Raw genomic sequence first — 21,072 nt, 5'->3', positions numbered from 1 at the left:
TGAAAACTATGAAATTACCGTCAAAATCAAAACCTTATATAATTCCAGAGTACAGTCTTACCGGAGATTTGCTTTCATTTTTAACCTGTAACCTACAGTACAGATACCAGAATAAGGGAACCCTGCCCCCATCAAAGCCCGTGCAAAGGTGGTTTGGTGAGTTCATCCATGGTGTGATGGAAGAGGCATATCTGGAATGGGATTACAAGAAGACAAGCTTCCCATGGGATTGGATAGATGACATCAGGCCTATTGAGGAGCAGATCGATTTAAGATTGCAGACAAGGGGACTCTATCCCTATGATGAGGACCTGTTTTTCAGCATGTCCAATCATCCTGAAGTCGAGTACCTAAATGAGCATGACCATAAGAAGCTGGCAAGTGCAAGAGCTGAAAAGGCAATAAATATATGGGGAAAGCACCTGTTCCCTTTGATTGACTCATCAGAGCATTTGATTAAGGGAGTAAGGCCAATGCCGAATTATGATGAGCATAAAAGCCGTTCAAATTATTACGGCATCAACGGGGTTGTGGATGTCCTGACCTCCATGAAGATCAATGACCTGGAGCAGAGCAACCTGGACAACTTCAACAATGAAATCATCGCATTCCTTAAAAAGGACCCTAATTTCCAAAAAAGGATAAAGGAACAGGACGGCGAGGATTATGAGATAATCATCGACTATAAGGGAATGAAAAGACCTCCAACTATAGTAACAAATCCGAAAGTCGAGGACAAATGGGAAACCCATAAACAGCAGATATTGACCTACTCCTGGCTCAGGTCCAAACAGGAGGATGCAAAGCCTATTGTGGCAGGAATCATCTTTTACCTGAATGAGCTTGTACCTTCAAAAGAGGACCTGGTTTTGATTAAGGAGGAGCTTAAGGATGAGCTGACAGATGTGGGCAATGAATTTGAGGATGACGTTAAGCTAATCGAAAGGTGGGAGGAAGAGGACAAGGCTCCCGAATTAAGCGACGGGTTCAAGATAAGCAGATCAATCAGAATCATCAACGTGGATGAGGAAGAGCAGGAAAATGCACTGCTGATGTTCGACAGTGTGGTCGATAATATTGAAAGCTCATTAATCAGGGAAATGAACGGCTGCAAGATTCAGGAAGCCTGGAAAGCTGACTCTGATGAAAGAACCTGCAGTGCTTGCGATTTCAGGACATTTTGTAAAAATAACAGTGTTAAAACAAAAGATATTAAAATTCCTTAATACTAATAATATTTAAAGGGGATTAAAATGACTAATTTAGAAACAAATAAAAAATATTGTGAAGTAATCGAAAGCAAAATTGCACTCGATTGCAAACCTGTAGCAATGAAATTAATCAAAACCGAAGAAGACCTTCCGGAAGGTTATGATTTGATTGATGAAAAAATCAGACATTGTGAAATGGTTAGAAAAGCATCATTAGGTGATAAATTTTACTCAACTATTGAAGAACAGAAATGTTTAGGCGGTGCAGGAGCTATCGGCCTTAGGGACATGCCTGAAAAATTGGCCAACGGTGAAAAATACTTCTCATTAGGCAGATTCCAAGATTTGGAAACCGCACAAAAATTAACTGCAGACCTTTCCATTGTTCCTGAAAGGTCATGGGGAATTATCTATGCTCCATTGGATGAGGCAGACTTTGAGGCTGACGTGATTCAAGTCATCACAAAACCTGTCGGCGGAATGAAACTTGCTCAAAGTATCGTTTATAAAACCGGTGAAAAGGCTTGCGGAATGTTTGCAGGAATTCAATCCTTATGCGGCGATGCATTTTCAAAACCATACATTGAAGGTGGAATCAACTTCACATTAGGCTGTGACGGTTCAAGAAAAGCAGCTGACATCAAGGATGAGGAAATGGCTGTAGGCATCAGTAAAGAAATGATTGAAGAAGTCATTTCCGGTTTAGAATCAATCTAAGAGTATTAAATAATCATCATAGTGATTAATGTTTAATAACTCTTTTTCATTTTTTTCTTTTATTCCATAAAACACATATCCATCATCGAATATTTTTCTCAATATAGGATTCAGGTTATCGTTCTCATTTTCAAGGTATCCCATAAGGTTTTCCCTTGGAGCCACAAAAGGCATTCCCAAACCTTCAGCAGTGTCCAGCAGTCCTGTCTTTCTTCTTCTTAAGATGGATATTGTCCTGTAGGGATCATCTGATTTTTGACTGACTTCAATGAGTCTGTTGAATGTTTCTGTTGTCACTGTCGGCTGGTCGGCTGTTATGCACAATGCGAAATCTGAGGTTAATTTTGAAAGACCATGGTAAAGTGATGTTGATAAACCTACATCAACGGGATTGTTTTCAACAAATTTCACCTTATCTTTATAATTATCAAAGATTGCCTCTTTTATTTCACTAGCATAATGACCAAGTACCACAATGCACTCATCTGCATTTGAGGATAATGCATTATCAATGGTTGTCTCTATGACTGTCTTGCCATTGAACGGTAAAATTAGCTTATTGGTTAACTCAATGCCTCTGGAAATTTGGTCTTTTCTCATTCGAGAATTTTTACCTGCAGCGGTAATAACAGTAGAAACAGACATAAAAAATAAAAAAATAGGATATATTCAGTCATTTGGAATATATCTAATTACTTGGGCATAAACGCCCATACCAGTTCCGGAACCTTCGGTCCACATTCTAATTTCAACTGGGAAATCGTGGTTATTGTAGACGGTAATGTCCCTTGCAGGGTTATAACCGAATAAAACTGCATTTTCGTCCCATGTCATGCCAGTAGGTAATCCGAAACCTTCTGAAGTTACAGCAGCTCTTAAAGCTCTTGCGGATGGACAAACACCGTGAGCCGCACTTCCACCAGGTGCGGAAGCATCACTGGCTGATTCGAAGTAGACGTAATCTTTACCACTTGCGGTTGTATTAGGTGGTATGACGGTTCCATTCCATGCTTCAACAAACTGTCTTGCATTAATTTCCCTGATTGAATCTCCATATTCAGGGTGTGAACCTAATGAGGTACCATAAACTTCACCAGTCTCATTGGTGTAGTTACCTGAGTATAACAGGATTGGAGAACCTGTCGGATATTCTGCTGCATAATCCACTACAGCTTGACCGAATATCTTTGGAACATCACTGGAGGAGATGTTGTTTCTACCATCGGAAAATCCAACCATACCCTTTTCAAGTGTGAATGTAGATCCCACTTGCGCATCATAATTATACCAGCTTGCTATGGTAGATGCGTTATAATAATCATTATGATAATCAAGATTTCTTATTTCATCCACAGGCACAGATTTGATTTTTGTACCGTTTTCATATACGTCGACACCACTTTCAGTTTTCTCTAACCATTTATAAGGAGCACTATATCCCCATACGTAATTATCAGGCGCTTTAACTGCTAGTTTATCCCCCTCATAAGTTAAATAACCTGGACCTACAACATCAACTACTTTACCGTAAGAATCAATACCTTCACCGGAAACTACACTGAAATCAAATGGAACAATACCGGTAGTTACTCCTCTTAAGATTCCCTGTAAATCAAATGCCATCAATTGATGTGTTAAAAATCCAACATTTGCAACCAATGGAACTTCAACATTTTCACTGGTTCCGACAATTGACTGATTTTCAAACATGGACTGACCAATAGGAATATTATAATCTTTAGCTACTGATTCTGCTGAGTAGGAAGTAGTGCTTGCGGATGTAATTGCAATAAATGCACATAAGGCTAATAATGCTATAAGAACTACAATTGATATTTTTCTCCAACTACTCATTTAATACACCTAGCAAAATATACACTAATTAATATATCACATATGATATAAAAACATTATTGAAAAATTATAGTTTTTCGGAAATTAGCTTTATTCTTTCTTGAATCTCAATGATGGTTTCCTGACCGTTGCCTCCAATCAGTATTGCATCTTCATGAGAATACTCGGCAACCAATTCAATGATCTGGTCAAGCGTGTTGACAGTTATGATATTGCCCATATAACCCAAGGAATTAAGTCTATAGATAGCAATGTCTAAAGTGTCATCCAAACCTGGGAACAAAACAATCACTTCAGGATTGTATTGGACTGCAACATCCAAGATATCAAGCCTATGCTCTTCATGATGCCTTGGAGTGCCTATAAACAATGCATAAAAGTTCCTTTCAGCCAAAATTGAAGCCAATGCATCTGAATTGTCGGTCTTTCCGACATAAACGTCAGCGTCATTGATTTTATATACATCCAAACGGCCTTCAACGGCATTGAAATTAGCCAGGCTTTGCCTGATGATGTCCTTTGGCACCTTAAGCTCCTTGGCAATTGCTGCAGCCAAGCCCGCATTGAGCATATTGAACTTTCCGAATAATTTCAATTCATCCTGATAAACAAAATAAGGAATTGTTTGACTGGCAGATTCCTTGAAGTCACTGTTGAAATCCTGATTATATGCTGTGAAAATTGTCTTGTTTGAAAAGAATCTAACTAGAGAGTCTTTATAATTGGCAATTGTCTTGTGAACGTCCATATGGTCATTCCCGATATTTGTAAGGCCGACCATGTCAAAATCAAAGCAATAGTTTGCAAAATCAAGGGTCATATCGCACACTTCCACCAATAGAATGTCATAATCCCCTTCATTCGCCTCGAGAATCAAATCATAATAGCCTGAAAATCCTCCACCACCGTTGCCGCCAACTAAAACCTTGCGTCCTGCATCCTCCAAAATGCTTTTGAGCATATGGACAGTGGTTGTCTTACCGTTGGTTCCGGTAATGCCTATTGTGAAGAGATCCCTATGTCCGCAAACAACATCACATAAGAGCTCATTGCTTTCAAGCAGGCGATTGGCAAATGCCCCTCCAAACATGCTCGGGCTGATTGCTATTGCATCGCACTCCTCAATGGCGTAGGAATTGGAAAAACCCAAGTCAACGGTTATCTTATCTCCAACAATGGAAACTGATTGACTATCTTCAATCAAGTTCATGGACAAGTTAGGCAAATCCAAACCGTCCAAATCAACATTCATGTTCAAATCAGTGGCATAAACATCCCATCCATGTTTTAAAAGAGAATTTACCGCTTTCTTACCTTCTACACCTAAACCAATTACCGCTGCTCTCATAAAAAATAATTCCTAAAAAATAATTTCTATTATAAACTTACACCTTAACAATTAATAAACATTTTTATATTGAATGAAAATATAATAAGAACAAGGTGTTTAACATGTTTGAAGATGACAGGGACGACAAGATTTACAATTTGGTTATAACAAACGGCATTGACAAAAACAATGAATACGGTCAATTCACTGAAAAATTATTCTCAAAAGTTGATTTCCTATGGAAAGAATCAATATCCGGCTCCTATGAACTTGCAGGAGAAGGATTTTACAAAAAAGTGGACAGGATCATCCTATTGGCCGGATTGTATAATGACAATAAGGAACTGTTCGGACACTTATTAAACGCAGCTGAAAAGTATGAGATACCTATCGTTCTTGTAAGGCCAATGGGCCTTGAGGAAGTTCCTGAAGTATTGGAAGAAAAAGCTGCAACCATTGTTGGATGGAACGCAAACTGCATAATCGATGCAATTAAAGATGCACCTGAAACAATGTAAAAAAAATAAGTGGTAATAATGTAATCTACATTATTACTTTAGAAATACCATTCTCTTTTTCAACCTTGATTAGATTGTCAGCGGCATTTTCAAGCTGAGACTCATGAGTTACAATAATCATTTGGGGCAATGATGACATTTCCTTCAAGAGATTGATAAGCTCATGTTTTCTGGATGAATCCAAATGAATTGTAGGCTCATCCAATAGAATAGTATCCAGTTCACCATTGGCCATTGCTTGGGTAATACCTAACCTTAAGGCAAGTGCAATAGCGATTTTTTCACCACCACTGACCATGCTCATTGATGATTCGCCTTCAGGACCGTAAACGGTCACTTCATATTCGTCATCAATAGTCAAGTCGGAGTAGTTGAAGTTGAACTCATTGAAGAATTCCTTGGTATGCTTTTGGATTAAAGGCCTTGAAATATTCCTTAATTCCCTTTGAATACCATTCTTACTGTATAAATTCCTTATGTGGTCGAGCAAATTAATATAATCGGATATGTCCCTGTATTCCTGTTCAAACTTATCCGCAATGGCAATCTTCTCGTTTAAATCATTTAAAACTGCAATTGACTCACGTGCCCTGCCCTTGATTTCTGAAAGTTCACTGTTGAATGTGTTGAACCTTCTTTCATATAACTCGGAACTGTATATGATTTGGTCATATTTTTCCTTATCATACTTTGATGCCTCAATCTTATTTTTGGTTATGTCTATTTGGTTGATTGAAACTCCAATGTCCTCCTTGATGGAATCAAGTTGGGTCATGTAGTTCTGTTTATTTTGAACAAAACCCTTGAGCTGATTATATTCCTCATTTTTCTGTTTTAAGTCATCAATGCGGTCCCTAAGCTCTTCAGGACTGATGTCGCTGCTCAAGTGAGGGTCCTGATCTATAGCCAATTTGATATTGGTGACATGATTATCGATTTCATTTTCAACCTGCTTCAGTTTTTGTTGGGTTTCGGCTTCACTGCCTAAAACTTCCAATGCTCCCTTAGCCTGATTGAATGCATCATAATCTTCTTTAAATCTTTCACGATCTGCCTTTTTATTAGCTATGAACAGTATGATGTCGCCTAACTTGTTGCTGATATACTCCTTGCCTTCCAGGCCCTCATCAATCTTGTTCAGTTTAACTAATTGCTCCTGCAAATGATTGAATTTTTGTTTGTATTCGACAATCTTTTTAGACAATTCCTGAAGCCCTTCAAGTTTCTCTTCAAAACTTGCCTTGTTTTTGGATAATAAACGAACATTTTCCTCATTTACACTAATCAGTTTCTCGTTTTCTGATATCTGGGCCTGATACTGCTTGACCAATTGCTTTTTCTGATATAAACTGATGTCGGATTGGCATACCGGACACTTATTGTCAACATCCTTCAAGTCATTCAACGGCTTTTCAGAGGATTTGATGTTTTGCTTGTAGACAACAATATCCTCGTTTTTGGAAATGATCTCCTCGGTCAAGTCTTTGACTTTTGATGAAGTCTGACTAATGAAATCATTGGTTGCCTCTTCAAGGTGGTTGAAATCATCGATTTCCGCAAGAGTGTCCTGATTCATGCCCTCTTCATCCAGCTTGTCTTTGGATTTTGAGAAGAAGTCTTCAATGTCATTTCTTTCATCTTCAATATCCTTCAGCAAATCCTTCTTATCCTTTTCAAGCTTAGCGATTGTGGCCAATTCCTTTTCAAAATCATTTTTCTGATTGTTTAAATTTGTAATATCCTCATCAGATTTCAAGTAGAAATCATAACCTTCTTTTTTAGTTGAAACAATTTCCTTTTGATTAGCTATTGAATCCAGCTTGTCTTCAATCTCGTCTTGTTGAATCTTGAGACTTTGAATGCTTGAAACTGACTTTTCAAAGTCAAGGTAAACGTCCAGCTTTGAGACGAATTTTTCCAATCTGCCTATTTCCTCTTCAGCCTTGTGGATCTTGTCCAGATTGTCTTGAACCAAATGCTTGTCCTCTTCAAGCTTGATTAATGTGTTCTCTTCTACTTCCAGATTGTTGACCTGATGGTCATAGATTTCCTTTTCACGTTCCATATTACGTTTGCTTTCAGAAATGTCGTTTAAAAGAACTTTGACTTCCTCAATTTCCTGTTCTAGTTCATGACCTCTGTTTTTCAAGATGTTTAACTCGGAACGCTTTTTGTCACGGTCCTCATACAATTTATCAGAATTGTATAATTTACCCTTAAGCTCTGAAAGTTGATTTTCATAATCTGTGATGAATGGCAAAAAGTTTTTCCATGCCTTTTCAAGTGAATCCAGACCTAATAGTTTACCTATCAATAATTTTTTCTCTGCAGGTGTCTTGTCAACAAGTTCGGCGATTTCGCCTTGCCTGATGTAGATTGCATTTAGGAATAAGTCTGAATCGATGTCAAGGATTTGGCGAATCTCTGAAGCCACTTCCTTATCTCCTGTGCAGATGTGTGCATATCCTCCTTCTGAAGATGTCTTCTTGTAGATGGATGATTTTAGATTGGATTTTTTCTCACGGACGATTTTATATTCCCTGTTATTGGAAGTGAATTCCAGCTCAACGGACATTGACTGAGCATTATTTCTTACCAAATCATCAATTCTTTTACCTGTATGTTGTTTGAATAATGCAAAGCTGATAGCCTCAAGTATTGTGGATTTTCCAGCACCGTTTTCACCAACAATCACACTAATGCCCTTGTTGAATGATATGACAGTATTTTCATGTGACTTGAAGTTATTCAATTTTAGTTTTGTGAAAATCATTCTAGAACCTCCTTAAATGTTACTTGTACATCTTTCTCTTCCTCTTTGGGAGGTTGCTTTTCTGCTTCCTCATCTTCCAATTCAACATCCTCTTCAGTGATATGAGCATAATGTTCATGGTAGAATTGGTCAATCAGCTCACCGGATTCGTCCATTTTATCCTTTGACAGCAAGTCATACAAATCGGTGGCCAATGTGTCAATATCGCTGCTTCCATATAATTCCAACTGTTTGACGATTAGTTCTTTTGGACCCAACTTATTATTGTCATCGACAATATCACCGGGGACCTCCATGTCAAACATGTTGAATGTAGGCCTGATCATTAGGGACAAATCTCCCAATTCCTCCTTGATTATTTCATAGACCCTGCTGGTGTCTGACTCGACATTGTTGATTGTCAAGTTTAGGATAGGCTTCTTTTCAAAGTCCTTGATTATTTCCTTGATTCCAGCAACACCGCTTTCCAGATTGTTATAGTCAAGAGTTCTTTGAATGAATTCCCTTGGCATGTCCACTTTAACCCTTTTGACTGTTGTTTTAGAACCTTCCATTTCAACAACAACAAAACCCTTGCCGTTTTTCATGTAATCAGGTATTTCGGAGGTTTTCCAGATTTCAGCAGAACCCGGATAAACCAATCTTCCCTCGCCATATTTATCGTTGACATATTTGTGAATGTGGCCTAATGCGTAATAGTTGAAGTTGTCGGGAAGTTCACCTATTTCCAACTCATAATTATAGCCGAAATACTTGTCGATTCCCTGGTGTAAAACCAATATTGATTTTTCATGCTGGGATGCCTTTTCTGACAGTTCGGCCAGTTTGCTTCTTAGGACCTTTCCATGTGATGCAGGATAGTATGGCAGCCCTGCAATAAATATGTCCCCATGCAGGTATGTCGGGTTGATGTTGCTGATTACCTTCAAGCCCATTTTCTTGAATATTACCTGTGGAGGGATGGATCCCTTACGCATTACAACGTCGTGATTTCCTGCGATTGCATACATAGGTATTCCCGCACCTTTTAGCTTTAACAAACCCTTTTGGAAAGTCAGTAAAGCCATAGGTGAAGGTCTTGCGGTTTCAAATAAGTCACCGCTATGTATTACAAAATCGACATTTTCTTCAATTATTTTATCAATAACCTTTTCAAATACTTCATAAAAGTCTTTTTCTCGCTCAAATAATCCATATTGGCGATAACCTAAATGAGTATCTGCTAAATGTGCAAATTTCATTATATTACCTTCTAAATTTTTCGTATATAACCAATTTAAACACTTAACCAAGTATTTAATGAGTAATGGTATATTCTATTTTATATATAATGGTTTGCCAAGAGAGCATTTGAAATGTAATAAATATTGATTTAACAATCTAAAAATTATCTAAAAAAAGTTAAGAAAAAAATAATGGGATTAATAATCATATCCCATGTCTAGAAGTTCATCTTCCAAGTCATCAATTTCCTTCTCATCATCCTTCTGTGAGTTGATGAAATGTGAAACGATATCCATGTCATCACCATGACGGCGACCTTTGAACTTGTCTATTTTCACTAGGGTAGGCACCCTTGTCATTAAACCCAATACAATGGCTTCCCCTACGTTCAATGACGGCAACTGATTGATCAAATCCTGTGATAGGCTTTCGCTGGCTGATTGAACGTGCCTTTGGTCCTCCGGTTCAACAAGCCTTAGGATGATCATGTTGTTCATCTGTGACAATGCGTCATGGTCAACTGTTTTCGGTGACTGGCTCACCAGACATAATCCCAATCCGAACTTACGGCCTTCTCTTGCAACCCTCTGAATCCAGCGTTTGGAATCGCTGTCTCTTTTGTTTGGAGCCAGAATATGTGCCTCCTCAAGAATGAAGAATATGGAATTGTCCAACAGTTCCTTCTTGTTTCCGCTGTGGGCTGCATTCTTGGACCTTTGAAGGGAATTCCTCAGGATGTGGCTTACGAGTACACTGGCAACGGATTCATCGACCTGACTCAAATCAAGGACATTTGCATGGGCCTTCTTGATGCTTGTCAGGATATTTCCTGTGTACTGGTCGAAAAGGTTGGAGTACCTGTCCATTGAATCGTCAATCTTGTTCATCACGTCAACAATCTGCTTGTCTGAGCCTTCAACCTGTGAATCGGCTTCAAGAATGTCATAAATTATCTGCAGGAAGTTATTGGTGTGCGCAACACCATCGCTGAGCATTTCCTTTGCCTTTTTAAATGCCCTTCTGAAGTGCCTTTCCTGAATGTAGCCGTTGCTTGGGATGTTTACAAGCTTCTTGATTTCATAAAATGTCATGTATTGCGGATTGATTTTCGGCTTGATGACATTGACGTTGCCGTTCGGGAATTCGGCATCCTTATATTCTCCATGCATATCGAATATGAATACAGGAACGCTGTAGCCAAGCAATTGGTCAATTAGAACCGCCACGGTGTTTGATTTACCTGCACCTGTCATCGCAAGAATCGCAAGGTGCCTTGACAATATAGGGTTTGCTTCAACATTGACCTCAACATCACTCTGATTAACAAGAGCCCCCAGTTTTATCGGGTTTGTAACCTTAAATATCTCCTTAAGGATTTCAGCATCGGCCAATTTGATTTCGGTTCCCGGCAGCACAGGTGTGCGGGGCAGTTTCAAGTTGTCGTTGACGTCCCCAAGAATCTTAACCTTTCCGCGAATGTAGTTGTCTTCAGCTCCAATCTTGGATATCTGTCGTATCGCTTTAAAGTCATTGATATCGATGTTTAGGGCATCATTTCCTCTCACCAGATTTTCAATCATTCCTAAAACTTTCTTTCCGTCATATTCTATTGTTACATATTCGCCAACTTGCGGCATCTTATCTGATATGAATGTAACTTCTGTCAGGGAGGTTTCCCCTACGCAAATTCCAACTACCATGACATCACTTCCCTATTTGTTGTCTCGTAAATCTTAGCTATTTTCACCAGTTCCTTCATGTTCCTATCGGTTATTACCACATCATTGTGGGCCTTGTTCAAAAGGTACGGATATCCCTGAACCGATAGGGCGTTTATCTTTTTGATCAATTCAAACACGTGGTCCTTGCTTGCCTTATAAGGCAATTCAACTTTTAATACGTTCTTGTTGTTTTGGAACCTTACATAAAATATTGTAAACGTAATCTTTTTGAAAAAGTCATTGTAATACGGAAATGCCGCCTTTTCCCATACGGACTTATATTTTATTATGGACATTCCCTGTTGATGTGTGAACTTGTCAAGAAATGCAATATCCGGAATGTTCCAATGGAAAAGCTCATTGTCAGATGAGGTTTTTGAAATTGATATTATTTTCTTGCGGTATTGCAATATTTCCCTTAAAAGAATGATTTTTTCAATAGAGGCCAGGTGAAGGTTATACTCCTCAACCTTATTCATTTCCTCACTTTTGGGCAATTCCATCAGCTTGAGAGAGTCCCTAATTTCAGGAAAGACCAATCCGTAATGCCTATGGGACAGTCTTCTTTCAAACTCGTTCAATGTGGACTCGTCAAGATTTTCCTTGATTTTTGACGGCAACTTGGCCCCTCTTGGAAATGCGTTCTGCAGGTCCCCTAAAATTGACCCGTCCAACATGTAATAATCAACGTTATAATCCTTTATAGCTCTTAATGCACATTTCAGTTCATATATCGCCATATAATTGCTTAACAGTTCGTCAAGAAAACTCACATGAGGTATGTCGAATATGTCTGAGTCGTCAATCTTTTTAATTTCACCATCATAAATAATGGATTCCGCTCCAACCGCACAGAAGTTAGTGGTGAGGAATTTCTTCTTATTGAAGCTTCCATCTCCTGCGGCAATTGAAAAATCTCCATGATTTTCATCAATGAATCTGTTAAACCATTTATGTTCCAGTTGGCTTTCAATATCCGTGTCAGATTCTATATCCTGGATAAATCCTCTTTTAGCGATGGCTTTTTCATACAATGAATTTAACATAATATCACTATTATTAATATTCAGTTATATGATAAAAAAAAGTTTGGTAAGAGCAGTTGGAAACTACTCTTGTGAAGCTTTTAGGATAGCTCCGGTCAATTCTTGAATTTTAGCTTTAACGTCATCAACTTCTTCCACAACGGTACCGGTAACGATGATGTCACCACCGGCTTTTGCTGCCATATAAGCTGCCTTGCCGTCACGGATTCCTCCTCCAACAACTAAAATGTTTTTAGGGGCTGCCTTTTTAGAGTATGCAACCATTTCAGCTGGAATTGGTTCCTGAGCGCCTGAACCAGCTTCTAAGTAGAAGAACTTGATTCCGAACAATTCGGCGGACATTGCATATACCGCTGGAATCTTTGGCTTGTTTCTTGGTACAAGATTAGCGTTTCCGACCCATCCAACGGTTCCGCCAGGTTCGACAACCATGTAATGCATGGATAAAATCTCCATTCCTGATGCCTTAACCGCCGGTGCGGCTATTGCCTGAGCACCGTTGATCCAGTACGGATTGGTTGAGTTTACATAACTCATGTAAAAGATTGCATCAGCATATTTGCTTACACTACTTGTATTGCCCGGGAAAATAATAATAGGCACTGCAATATTTTCAGATAATATCTTACAAGTATTATCAACATCATCTCCATTTACAGTGGATCCTCCAATCATTATTCCATCAGTGCCTCCTTCAATAGCCTGTGTTGCTATTTCCAAAGCCTCCTCCGGAGTCTGTTCATCAGGATCAATCAATGTAAAATGAATTTTACGTGTTTTTAATATATCTCTAATATAATTTTCTACATCTTTCATAAGAATACCTAAAAATAGTTTTATTAAAAATAATATATTAAATTAATTGTTTTAAAAAAATAGTAAAATAAAAAGAGAATATGTTTATCCTCTTTGTTCTTTTGCTTTGAATCTTAAACCTTTGTAACCGCATTTTCTGCAGGTTGTAGCTCCTGCAGGGTTACGAGCATTACATTTTAAGCAGATTTTTACATTGAACATTCTGTTTTCTGCTTCTTCGAATCTTGCCATTAATAACTCCTCCTTAATCGTGAAAATTAATAATAATAAAGTGTTATGAATACATAACTATTAATTAATTATTTTAAACTAATAGTATTTAAAGTTTTAGTTAAAATGAGTAAAAATAAGAAAAAATAACAATAATAAAAAATATTATTGCTTAGACTCGAGGAAATTATTCTGGACTTCAACCACTTCGGCGCTGGTGTCGGCTTCACTGTAAGCTTCCAGCAACTCATGATTCAATTCCAAAAAGGTATGTCCCCACTTATAACCATCCATCAAGTCACGAGCCTCTTCCTTGAAGCGTGTAATGTATAATGTCGCACTGATGGCCTCAACGGTTGACAATATGCATGGCTTTCCATAATTCACCGGATTTGTCGCTATCAGAAAGGGAAGGGATCTGTGATATTTGGACAGGGAGAAGAATTTTTTAGAACTTGACACCTCATTCCAGGAGCAGTCAAGTCCCACTATTCCCCTTCTTTGAACATATCGGTAGTCCTCATAGGATACAGCCTTTTCAGCATACGGATTCAGAACTATTGCACCTGAAGGAATCTTGTTTATGTTTTCAACAAGCCTGCATTTTCCCATTTTCGCCAGTTTGATGGCTGTGCACTTCTTCTTGTCGCATTCGTTTGCATGAAAAACTGTAATGTTCATCCTAACACTATCCTAGCGCAGACATGTTTCCTGCTTGATAGTCATGAATCATATCCATTTGCTGCTTGAACTGGTCCTCGGTTAATCCGAACTGGTCATATATTTTCGGAACGTCATCGCTTTTCTTCAATGTGATGCTTTCAAGCAAAGGCTTCATGTAGTCTGTGTATGACTGACCATATGTGTTCATTGTTGAATTGACATCGGATTTTGAATCAATGATCATATAGATTAGGTATCCTTGCTTTTTGCCTTGTGATTGGGCGATTATGATGTTCATTGTATCATTGTCCTTTGAGGAATTGGTGTCATTGCCAGGAATTGCCTGTGTGAAGTAGATATTCCAGTCATTGCCGTTGAAAGACCTCTCCTCAGGGTTTGTCACCCCTTGCAATTCATAGATGTCCATGAGGGATTCGGAATCGTCCACTGTTGAGATGTTGTAGGTTATGCTGTGGTTCTTATCCCTATAGGAATGCATGAACTTTTCATCGTCATTTACAAGCTTGACTTTTCCAACAAAACTGCCTTCCATGAAATCAGTCTTGAATGGAGTGGTCACTACATTTTTATTATCATCACCATTTAACATTCCAGTAGCGAAAACAACGCCTAAAATAGCGATTATTACAACCACTACTGCAATTATTATCATATTTTTAGTTTCCATTAAACATACTCCATATCGTTTAGTTAATATAATTTAAGTAAAAAGTGTTTAATATAAGTTTAGTTAGAATAATAATTATATAAATGATTTTAAGGTCTTTTTATGAATAAGAAAAAACAATATCAGATATTGCTAATTGTTCTAGTCGCCATAGTGATATTCAATTTAGCCATTATGATATCCGAGGTTACACGTGGCCCCGACAATATCTATAATGTCACAACCGTGGGCAGCAACGCCAACGGCACAGTCTATAAAGTCGTGGCGGGAAACATGTCCAGCAATGAAACCGTTGGAATAATCCTGGGCGTTCACCCAAGGGAACACGAGATTCATGAGGAAGTGAATAAGACAATATACAACATTACCAAAGAAAACGGCACTCATAACCTTACAAAGAAATACGTCATTTATTATGTCCAGACCAAGGACAACCTGACTACCCGTGAGGACACACGTCCTGCAGGTGAGGAATTGGCCAACAAGTATATTGTTCCGAATATTGCTAAGGACAATCCGTTTATCGTTGTTGATGTTCATGAGATTAATCCTGACTATGAATATTCAAACTTCATATTCAGCCTGTCCAACAGAACGGATAAAATTAATTATTTTATTGATAAATTGAGCAATGACGTCAATCTTGTCGATTATGACTTCGGAGAGGGCACAAGTCCTGAGAAAGTGACCGAACCTATCGCTAAACAGGGTATCAACACTTTGCTCATGGAGACCTCAATTACCGATCCGATTCTGCAAAAACATCAGACAGCTGTGAATTTGATTAATAGTTTAGATAGTTTAAATGCGTAGTGATTAATATGGATAAAGTTCGTGGTATTTTAATTGGCCGTATGCAGCCTGTCCACAATGGACATATGGAAGTTATCAAAAGGATTTTGGAAGAGGTGGATGAGATTGTCATCGGAATAGGCAGTGCCCAGCTCAGCCATGAGGTCAAGGACCCATTTACCGCAGGTGAGCGTGTCGTCATGATGACACAGGCCTTGGCAGAGATAGATGTGGATCCGTCAAGATATTACATCATTCCAATGCAGGATATCAATTTCAATGCCATCTGGGCATCACATGTAAAGATGCTGACCCCTCCGTTTTCCATAGTCTATTCAGGAAATCCTCTGGTCAAGCAACTCTTTGCAGAGGAGGGCTATGAGATTAGGCAACCTCCGCTATATGACCGCATCAACTTGTCCGGAACAGAGGTCAGGCGCAGGATTTTGAAGGATGAGAATTGGCAGGAACTTGTTCCTAAGGCAACAGCTGACCTTCTTAAGGAAATTGACGGAGTAAATCGTTTGAAAAACTTGTCCGTAAAGGAAATCAGTGACATATAACAATAGTTATATAACATGAAATCATAATAATTAACTTGGAGATGAAATAATGGTCGTAAGAGTTATTGAAGCCAAAGAAGATAAAGTAACAACAGCTGATTTGATAGCTGAAATTAAAAAAAGCACCAAGATTGACTACTCAGGTGCAATATTCACATTCGAAGGAATTGTACGCGGAAAAGAAGAAAATATGAACCTTGAAAAGTTAATACTCACCACACCTGATAAGGAAAAGACACAAGAGGAAATCGAAAAGATTGTTGAAAATGCAAAAATAAAATATAACGTTCATGAAATTTCAGTCATCCACTACATCGGAGAGTTCTACACCGGAGACATGCTGTTTTTAGTTGCGGTTCTTGGCGCACACAGGGGAGAAACTCTTGACGCATTAAAAGAAGTTATCGAAACCGTGAAATATGAAGTGGAATTCAAAAAAGAAGAAATTTCAAAAGAAGGTACAAAAACCATTCTTGCAGGGGGATAAGCAATGATTACCCTCTCTTTCATCATTAAATTAGTACTGCTTTTCATCATTATCTATGCAATAATCAAAAATCTAAAAACACTTTTAAAAGCAGCAGTCATAATATTTGTTATTTTGATATTATTAGGATTTTTAGGAATAATCTAATTCCAAAAAATCCAAACCCCGAATATAAAGAAAAAAATCTATTTACCGATGATTACTTCGGTAGATTTGATGATAGCTGCGACATCATCGCCTTCAGTTAAACCTAATTTTTCAGCTGATTCTTTAGTGATTACAGCAGTGATTGTGTTAGGTTCAGTTACTTCGATTTTGATGTTTGCCATTACAGCACCTTTGTCCACACTTACTATTTTACCTTTTAATTGATTTCTTGCACTAAGTTGCATATTTATTCATCTCCTTAATTTTTTACAATAATATGTTATATCGAATTGCATATAAATGTTTCGGTTTTTGCTAAAATAACGATTTTGAAATCGATTACCGAAAATGCTTCATATCGAAAATATCAAAAAAATAAAAGGAAATTATTTTATTTAATGAAAACGAGAATAATAATTATGAATATCGAAATGGAATCAATAGGAACAATCCATACTGAATTTAAAAAAATTGAAGGCATGCCCATTCAACCGACAGGTGCGAAAGGCATTGAAGGAACACTGGAAATCAAGGACAAATATGTTGACGGACTAAAGGACCTGGACGGATTCTCACACATCCACCTAATCTATCTGCTCCACAAGGTAGACGGATACATGCTTGAGGTAAAGCCCTTCATGGACAACGACACACACGGCGTTTTCGCAACAAGATCACCAAAAAGGCCAAACCGCATAGGAATGAGTGTCGTCAAGGTAAATAAAGTGGAAGGAAATACCGTTTACGTTGAAAACGTTGACATCCTGGACGGAACACCCCTTCTAGACATCAAGCCATACGTTCCGCAGCTATACGAGGACACAATCGACGAGCTGAAAATCGGCTGGTTTGAAACAAAACACCAAAAAGCAAAATCACAAAAATCAGACGACAGATTCAAATAGAATCTAAAAAAAGAAAAAAATTAAAGCTATAAATTGTTTATAGCTTCTGTAATTAATTGAATGGTTGATTCAATATCATCCATACTGCATACACTTACAGGAGTGTGTATGTAACGAGTAGGAACTGATAAAACACCGGTCGGAATTCCTTCACGGGTCAAGTGAATAGCGGTTCCGTCAGTTGTTCCACCATCACTAACTTCCAATTGATAAGGAATGTCATTTTCATCACCGGCCTTGATGAGCATGTCCTTAACGGATTGTTGGGTTAGAATACCCCTTCCGCTTGCATCGGCCAAAATGATTGCAGGACCTTTACCCATGACCACTGGTGCCTCTTCAGGCTTGATTCCAGGGTGGTCACCAGACAATGTAACGTCAAGCGCAATTGCCAAATCAGGATTTAATTTGAATGCTGAGGTTTTGGCTCCTTTTAATCCTACCTCTTCCTGTACGGTACCTACACCGTAAACTGTGGCATCGGTTTCAACTCTTTTTAAGACTTCCATCATCACATAACAGCCCACACGGTTATCCAATGCCTTACCCATAATCACATTGTTAGGATATTCAACAAACAATGAATTGAAGGTCATCTTATCTCCAATCCTGACCATTTCCTCTGCCTGTTCCTTATCCTTTGCTCCGATATCAATGAACATGTCAGTGGACTTGACAACCTTGTTTTTTTCTTCGGCAGTTGTGACGTGAGGTGGTTTAGAACCGATTACACCGACAACATCCTCACCAACTGATGAGTGGACTGTCACGGTCTGGTTCATTAACATCTGATCGTTAATTCCACCGATATTTGAGAATTTAATAAAACCGTTATCATCAATGTATCTGACCATCAAACCGATTTCATCCATGTGCGCTGCCAACATTACGGAAGGTGCCTTTTTTTTACCTTTTTTGGTGGCAATCAGGTTTCCCATACTGTCAGTTTCGATTTTATCAGCAACATCTTTTAATTCACGTGTAATAATCTTGGCTATTTCCTCTTCGGATCCGGAAACTCCCGGTGCCAAAGATAGCTCTTTCATTAATTCCATCGTATCACCAAATTATTTTTTTAAATTTAATAATATTAAATACTTTCTAATCATATATATAATTGATAATTTAGGTGAGAGAGTATGACAATTGTAGAAATATTTTTCAGTCCGTCAAGGACAACAAAACAGGTTGCTGAAACAATAGCCAATAATTTCAGCCAGGAAAAAGAGATTTGTGACTTGCTTCATTTCAAATACTCAAAGGAGCTCTCAAGTGATGACATTGCCATAATAGCCATGCCAATCTTTGCCGGAAGGCTTCCGAAAACCGCCAGGGAGAGATTTTCAAAAATCAAGGGAAACGGTGCAAAGGCAATTGCTGTCGTAAATTACGGAAATGCCCATGTTACCGATGCATTGCTGGAACTGGTTGACCTAGCCAAAGAAAATGGCTTCAATGTTGTTGCAGCAGCTTCAACCGTCAGCCACCACTCAATCTTCGATGGCGTTGCTGTGGGAAGACCAGACAGTTCAGATATTGAAAAAATCAATGAATTTAGTCAGAAATGTATTGAAAAGATAGAATCCGGTGAATTATTGGAGTCAGACATACCTGGAAACAGGCCCTACACCGACTATAAGCAGTTGCCGTTTGAGATAACATGTGATGAAAGTCTCTGTGCATTCTGTTATGACTGCGTTTCAATATGTCCTGAAAAGGCAATTCCTGACGATGATCCGGTAACTACCGACCTGGACATATGCTCAAGATGTACAGCATGCATCTCAATATGTCCTGAAGATGCCCGTAAATTCTCAGGAGCCGCCTTCGAGGCGAAAAAAGTAGATTTTGAAAAAGCGAACAGTGAAAGAAAAGAGCCTGAATTCTATTTATAGATTCATTCTCTTTTTAGCCACATTCCTAACGTATTCGTTTTCATCATTCATTGAGATTTCCCTTAAAACCTTTTTACTCACTATTTTTTTAACTGCAGCTTCGCGAACCCTCCAGGATTCCTCGTTTCTGGCGATGTCAGTCAACAGTTTCTGATTTTTAATAAGTGACACCGCTCTGACGGAAATCTTTTCAGATATCCCCTGCTCATAAATCTTGAAGAGACACTTTTCAACCTTGATCTTATTCAATGCCCTAAGCGAGAATTCCTCATCCTCATTGGCAAGAACTATTCTTATCAGGGTTTCCAAATCATTGATATTGTCCAGTGTGGCTTTTTTGATTGTATCAAGCTTTGCATTCCAGAGGATTTCAATGAAGTTCTTCTCTTCGGTTACGTGATTCAAAGCCTCCATGGCAATTTCCTCGTGGGTTGAGTTGATAGCAATGTAGGTGAAATCCTTCTCATCAGTCAAATTTTCGTTTTTGATGGCATGGTTTCTTACAAATTGGTCCTCATCCTCCAAGGCAATCTTAATCAGGTCTTGAGGGTTTTGAATGTTGTTTACGGCAATTTGGCGAACAAACCTGTCGTCATCGCTGGAAATGATTTTGAGCAGAACGTCCTCATCAGTTATCCTTTTGGCGGCTTCGCTTCTGACGATGTGGTCATCGTCATTCAAGGCCATTTGCGCCAATAGCTTTTCATCATCAATTTTTTTAACAATGTCCAATCTGACATCTGCCTTATTTGAGTTCAATGCAATATCCTCTATGATTTCAGGGTTTTGAATTCTGTCAAAGATGATTGAACGGATTTTGGCATTGTCCTCGTTCAATGCGATTTTAGCCAAATTGTCCTCATTTTTGATTTTTCCCACGGCTGCCATCTTAACGGATTCGTCCTTATCCTCAATCACCACCTTCTGGAGGATGTCCTCGCTGACGAATGAATCCTTCAATACCGCCGTTTTTCTAATGGAACTGTCCTTTGCCTTAAACACCAAATCATACAATACATTAGGGTCATTGATTTTGTCAATGGCACTGTTTCTGTATTTCTTGTCCTGCGCATCTGTCGCAATCCATGCAAGGGTTTCCTCATCGCTTACCTTGTCAAAGATTTCATCAGCGTGAGGGTTTTTCTTGGTGTTTATCACCACTTCGGCTATGGACTTGTTGTTTTCGCCCAGCCTTTCCCATGCAAAGCTTCTCACATCAAAAAACTGTGAGTTTTCGGCAGCGTCACGTAGCAATCGTTCATCCTTAACCTTATTGATGGCTATCAGCCTTATTGCACGGTCTTTTATGGTCTTTGACATGTCCAGTGCAACATACTGGTCGGTGACCTGATCAGCGGCGGCCGCCCTTTCATAGCGATCCTTGCTGTTTGTGGCTATTTCCTTCAATATCAACTGATCCGCATCAATTTCCAAATCATCGGGGATGACCTTTTCTTCCTTAGGCTTTTTTTCTTTAGTGTTATCCTTTTTAAATCTGTCAAACAATCCCAT

The 21,072-nt window shown here is 38.6% G+C and carries 23 protein-coding genes; 9 read left to right on the top strand and 14 right to left on the bottom strand.

Annotated elements, in window-relative coordinates:
• Positions 1 to 8: 8 nt before the first annotated feature.
• Both MBBTH_RS03235 and MBBTH_RS03230 read left to right on the top strand, forming a co-directional pair.
• Positions 9 to 1,226 (top strand): PD-(D/E)XK nuclease family protein, encoded by a 1,218-nt coding sequence (locus MBBTH_RS03235; protein WP_116591621.1) that lies wholly within the window; start codon positions 9 to 11, stop codon positions 1,224 to 1,226.
• A gap of 27 nt (positions 1,227 to 1,253) precedes the next feature.
• Complete coding sequence (locus MBBTH_RS03230; RefSeq protein ID WP_116591620.1) at positions 1,254 to 1,928, top strand: DUF169 domain-containing protein; 675 nt, start codon at positions 1,254 to 1,256, stop codon at positions 1,926 to 1,928.
• Here MBBTH_RS03230 and MBBTH_RS03225 read toward each other — a convergent pair.
• From MBBTH_RS03225 to MBBTH_RS03215, 3 genes are all read right to left on the bottom strand, one after another.
• Entirely contained in the window at positions 1,920 to 2,573 is a 654-nt protein-coding gene (locus tag MBBTH_RS03225) for a nucleotidyltransferase family protein (protein WP_116591619.1), read from the bottom strand. The two genes, MBBTH_RS03230 and MBBTH_RS03225, sit on opposite strands and share 9 nt — an antisense overlap.
• Before the next feature lie 24 nt (positions 2,574 to 2,597).
• Positions 2,598 to 3,782, bottom strand: coding sequence for a hypothetical protein (locus MBBTH_RS03220; RefSeq protein ID WP_116591618.1), 1,185 nt, complete (start codon positions 3,780 to 3,782; stop codon positions 2,598 to 2,600).
• A gap of 67 nt (positions 3,783 to 3,849) precedes the next feature.
• Positions 3,850 to 5,130, bottom strand: a complete 1,281-nt coding sequence (locus tag MBBTH_RS03215; RefSeq protein WP_116591617.1) for a Mur ligase family protein — start codon at positions 5,128 to 5,130, stop codon at positions 3,850 to 3,852.
• A gap of 104 nt (positions 5,131 to 5,234) precedes the next feature.
• Here MBBTH_RS03215 and MBBTH_RS03210 point away from each other — a divergent pair, with 104 nt between their 5' ends.
• Positions 5,235 to 5,630: a nuclease gene (locus MBBTH_RS03210; protein ID WP_116591616.1), complete on the top strand. Its 396-nt coding sequence runs from the start codon at positions 5,235 to 5,237 to the stop codon at positions 5,628 to 5,630.
• A 25-nt stretch (positions 5,631 to 5,655) separates the two neighbouring features.
• Here MBBTH_RS03210 and MBBTH_RS03205 read toward each other — a convergent pair whose 3' ends face one another.
• From MBBTH_RS03205 to MBBTH_RS03170, 8 genes are all read right to left on the bottom strand, one after another.
• On the bottom strand, positions 5,656 to 8,403 hold the full coding sequence (locus MBBTH_RS03205) for an AAA family ATPase (RefSeq protein WP_116591615.1): 2,748 nt from the start codon (positions 8,401 to 8,403) through the stop codon (positions 5,656 to 5,658).
• Positions 8,400 to 9,644: a metallophosphoesterase family protein gene (locus MBBTH_RS03200; RefSeq protein ID WP_116591614.1), complete on the bottom strand. Its 1,245-nt coding sequence runs from the start codon at positions 9,642 to 9,644 to the stop codon at positions 8,400 to 8,402. Before MBBTH_RS03200 ends, MBBTH_RS03205 begins: the two co-directional genes overlap by 4 nt.
• Before the next feature lie 180 nt (positions 9,645 to 9,824).
• Positions 9,825 to 11,327 carry a helicase HerA-like domain-containing protein gene (locus MBBTH_RS03195; RefSeq protein ID WP_116591613.1) on the bottom strand — a complete coding sequence of 501 codons (1,503 nt, stop codon included), beginning with the start codon at positions 11,325 to 11,327 and terminating at the stop codon, positions 9,825 to 9,827.
• Entirely contained in the window at positions 11,321 to 12,394 is a 1,074-nt protein-coding gene (locus tag MBBTH_RS03190; protein ID WP_116591612.1) for a DNA double-strand break repair nuclease NurA, read from the bottom strand. Before MBBTH_RS03190 ends, MBBTH_RS03195 begins: the two co-directional genes overlap by 7 nt.
• A gap of 63 nt (positions 12,395 to 12,457) precedes the next feature.
• A complete protein-coding gene (locus MBBTH_RS03185; protein WP_116591611.1) occupies positions 12,458 to 13,210 on the bottom strand; it encodes a geranylgeranylglyceryl/heptaprenylglyceryl phosphate synthase in 753 nt (250 codons plus the stop codon).
• An 84-nt stretch (positions 13,211 to 13,294) separates the two neighbouring features.
• Positions 13,295 to 13,441, bottom strand: coding sequence for a 50S ribosomal protein L40e (locus MBBTH_RS03180; protein ID WP_116591610.1), 147 nt, complete (start codon positions 13,439 to 13,441; stop codon positions 13,295 to 13,297).
• A 144-nt stretch (positions 13,442 to 13,585) separates the two neighbouring features.
• On the bottom strand, positions 13,586 to 14,101 hold the full coding sequence (locus tag MBBTH_RS03175) for a DUF367 family protein (RefSeq protein ID WP_116591609.1): 516 nt from the start codon (positions 14,099 to 14,101) through the stop codon (positions 13,586 to 13,588).
• A gap of 7 nt (positions 14,102 to 14,108) precedes the next feature.
• Positions 14,109 to 14,771, bottom strand: a complete 663-nt coding sequence (locus MBBTH_RS03170; protein WP_116591608.1) for a hypothetical protein — start codon at positions 14,769 to 14,771, stop codon at positions 14,109 to 14,111.
• Between the two features lie 102 nt (positions 14,772 to 14,873).
• On the opposite strand from MBBTH_RS03170, the gene MBBTH_RS03165 reads away from it, so the two are divergent.
• The 4 genes from MBBTH_RS03165 to MBBTH_RS10875 are packed head-to-tail and all read left to right on the top strand — an operon-like array spanning position 14,874 to position 16,760.
• Positions 14,874 to 15,584: a protein kinase family protein gene (locus MBBTH_RS03165; protein WP_116591607.1), complete on the top strand. Its 711-nt coding sequence runs from the start codon at positions 14,874 to 14,876 to the stop codon at positions 15,582 to 15,584.
• Between the two features lie 8 nt (positions 15,585 to 15,592).
• Positions 15,593 to 16,126, top strand: a complete 534-nt coding sequence (locus tag MBBTH_RS03160; RefSeq protein WP_116591606.1) for a nicotinamide-nucleotide adenylyltransferase — start codon at positions 15,593 to 15,595, stop codon at positions 16,124 to 16,126.
• Positions 16,127 to 16,175: 49 nt separating this feature from the next.
• Positions 16,176 to 16,613 (top strand): molybdenum cofactor biosynthesis protein MoaE, encoded by a 438-nt coding sequence (locus tag MBBTH_RS03155; RefSeq protein ID WP_116591605.1) that lies wholly within the window; start codon positions 16,176 to 16,178, stop codon positions 16,611 to 16,613.
• Between the two features lie 3 nt (positions 16,614 to 16,616).
• Positions 16,617 to 16,760: a hypothetical protein gene (locus MBBTH_RS10875; protein ID WP_165814019.1), complete on the top strand. Its 144-nt coding sequence runs from the start codon at positions 16,617 to 16,619 to the stop codon at positions 16,758 to 16,760.
• 38 nt (positions 16,761 to 16,798) lie between these two features.
• Here MBBTH_RS10875 and MBBTH_RS03150 read toward each other — a convergent pair whose 3' ends face one another.
• A complete protein-coding gene (locus MBBTH_RS03150; protein ID WP_116591604.1) occupies positions 16,799 to 17,005 on the bottom strand; it encodes a TOBE domain-containing protein in 207 nt (68 codons plus the stop codon).
• A gap of 174 nt (positions 17,006 to 17,179) precedes the next feature.
• Here MBBTH_RS03150 and tsaA point away from each other — a divergent pair, with 174 nt between their 5' ends.
• The gene (gene tsaA / locus MBBTH_RS03145; RefSeq protein WP_116591603.1) at positions 17,180 to 17,665 is read left to right on the top strand and encodes a tRNA (N6-threonylcarbamoyladenosine(37)-N6)-methyltransferase TrmO; all 486 of its coding nucleotides are present in this window, start codon (positions 17,180 to 17,182) and stop codon (positions 17,663 to 17,665) included.
• A gap of 26 nt (positions 17,666 to 17,691) precedes the next feature.
• Here the strand turns inward: tsaA and MBBTH_RS03140 are convergent, their stop codons facing one another.
• A complete protein-coding gene (locus MBBTH_RS03140) occupies positions 17,692 to 18,720 on the bottom strand; it encodes a M42 family metallopeptidase (protein WP_116591602.1) in 1,029 nt (342 codons plus the stop codon).
• Between the two features lie 84 nt (positions 18,721 to 18,804).
• On the opposite strand from MBBTH_RS03140, the gene MBBTH_RS03135 reads away from it, so the two are divergent.
• On the top strand, positions 18,805 to 19,560 hold the full coding sequence (locus MBBTH_RS03135) for a 4Fe-4S dicluster domain-containing protein (RefSeq protein WP_116591601.1): 756 nt from the start codon (positions 18,805 to 18,807) through the stop codon (positions 19,558 to 19,560).
• Here the strand turns inward: MBBTH_RS03135 and MBBTH_RS03130 are convergent.
• Positions 19,555 to 21,072, bottom strand: a complete 1,518-nt coding sequence (locus MBBTH_RS03130) for a HEAT repeat domain-containing protein (protein ID WP_116591600.1) — start codon at positions 21,070 to 21,072, stop codon at positions 19,555 to 19,557. The genes MBBTH_RS03135 and MBBTH_RS03130 overlap by 6 nt on opposite strands.

The sequence above is a fragment of the Methanobrevibacter thaueri genome, from assembly GCF_003111625.1.
Classification (GTDB): Archaea; Methanobacteriota; Methanobacteria; order Methanobacteriales; family Methanobacteriaceae; genus Methanocatella; species Methanocatella thaueri.
Note: the sequence above shows the minus strand (reverse complement) of the source record. Positions and strands in the feature narration are given on the sequence as shown.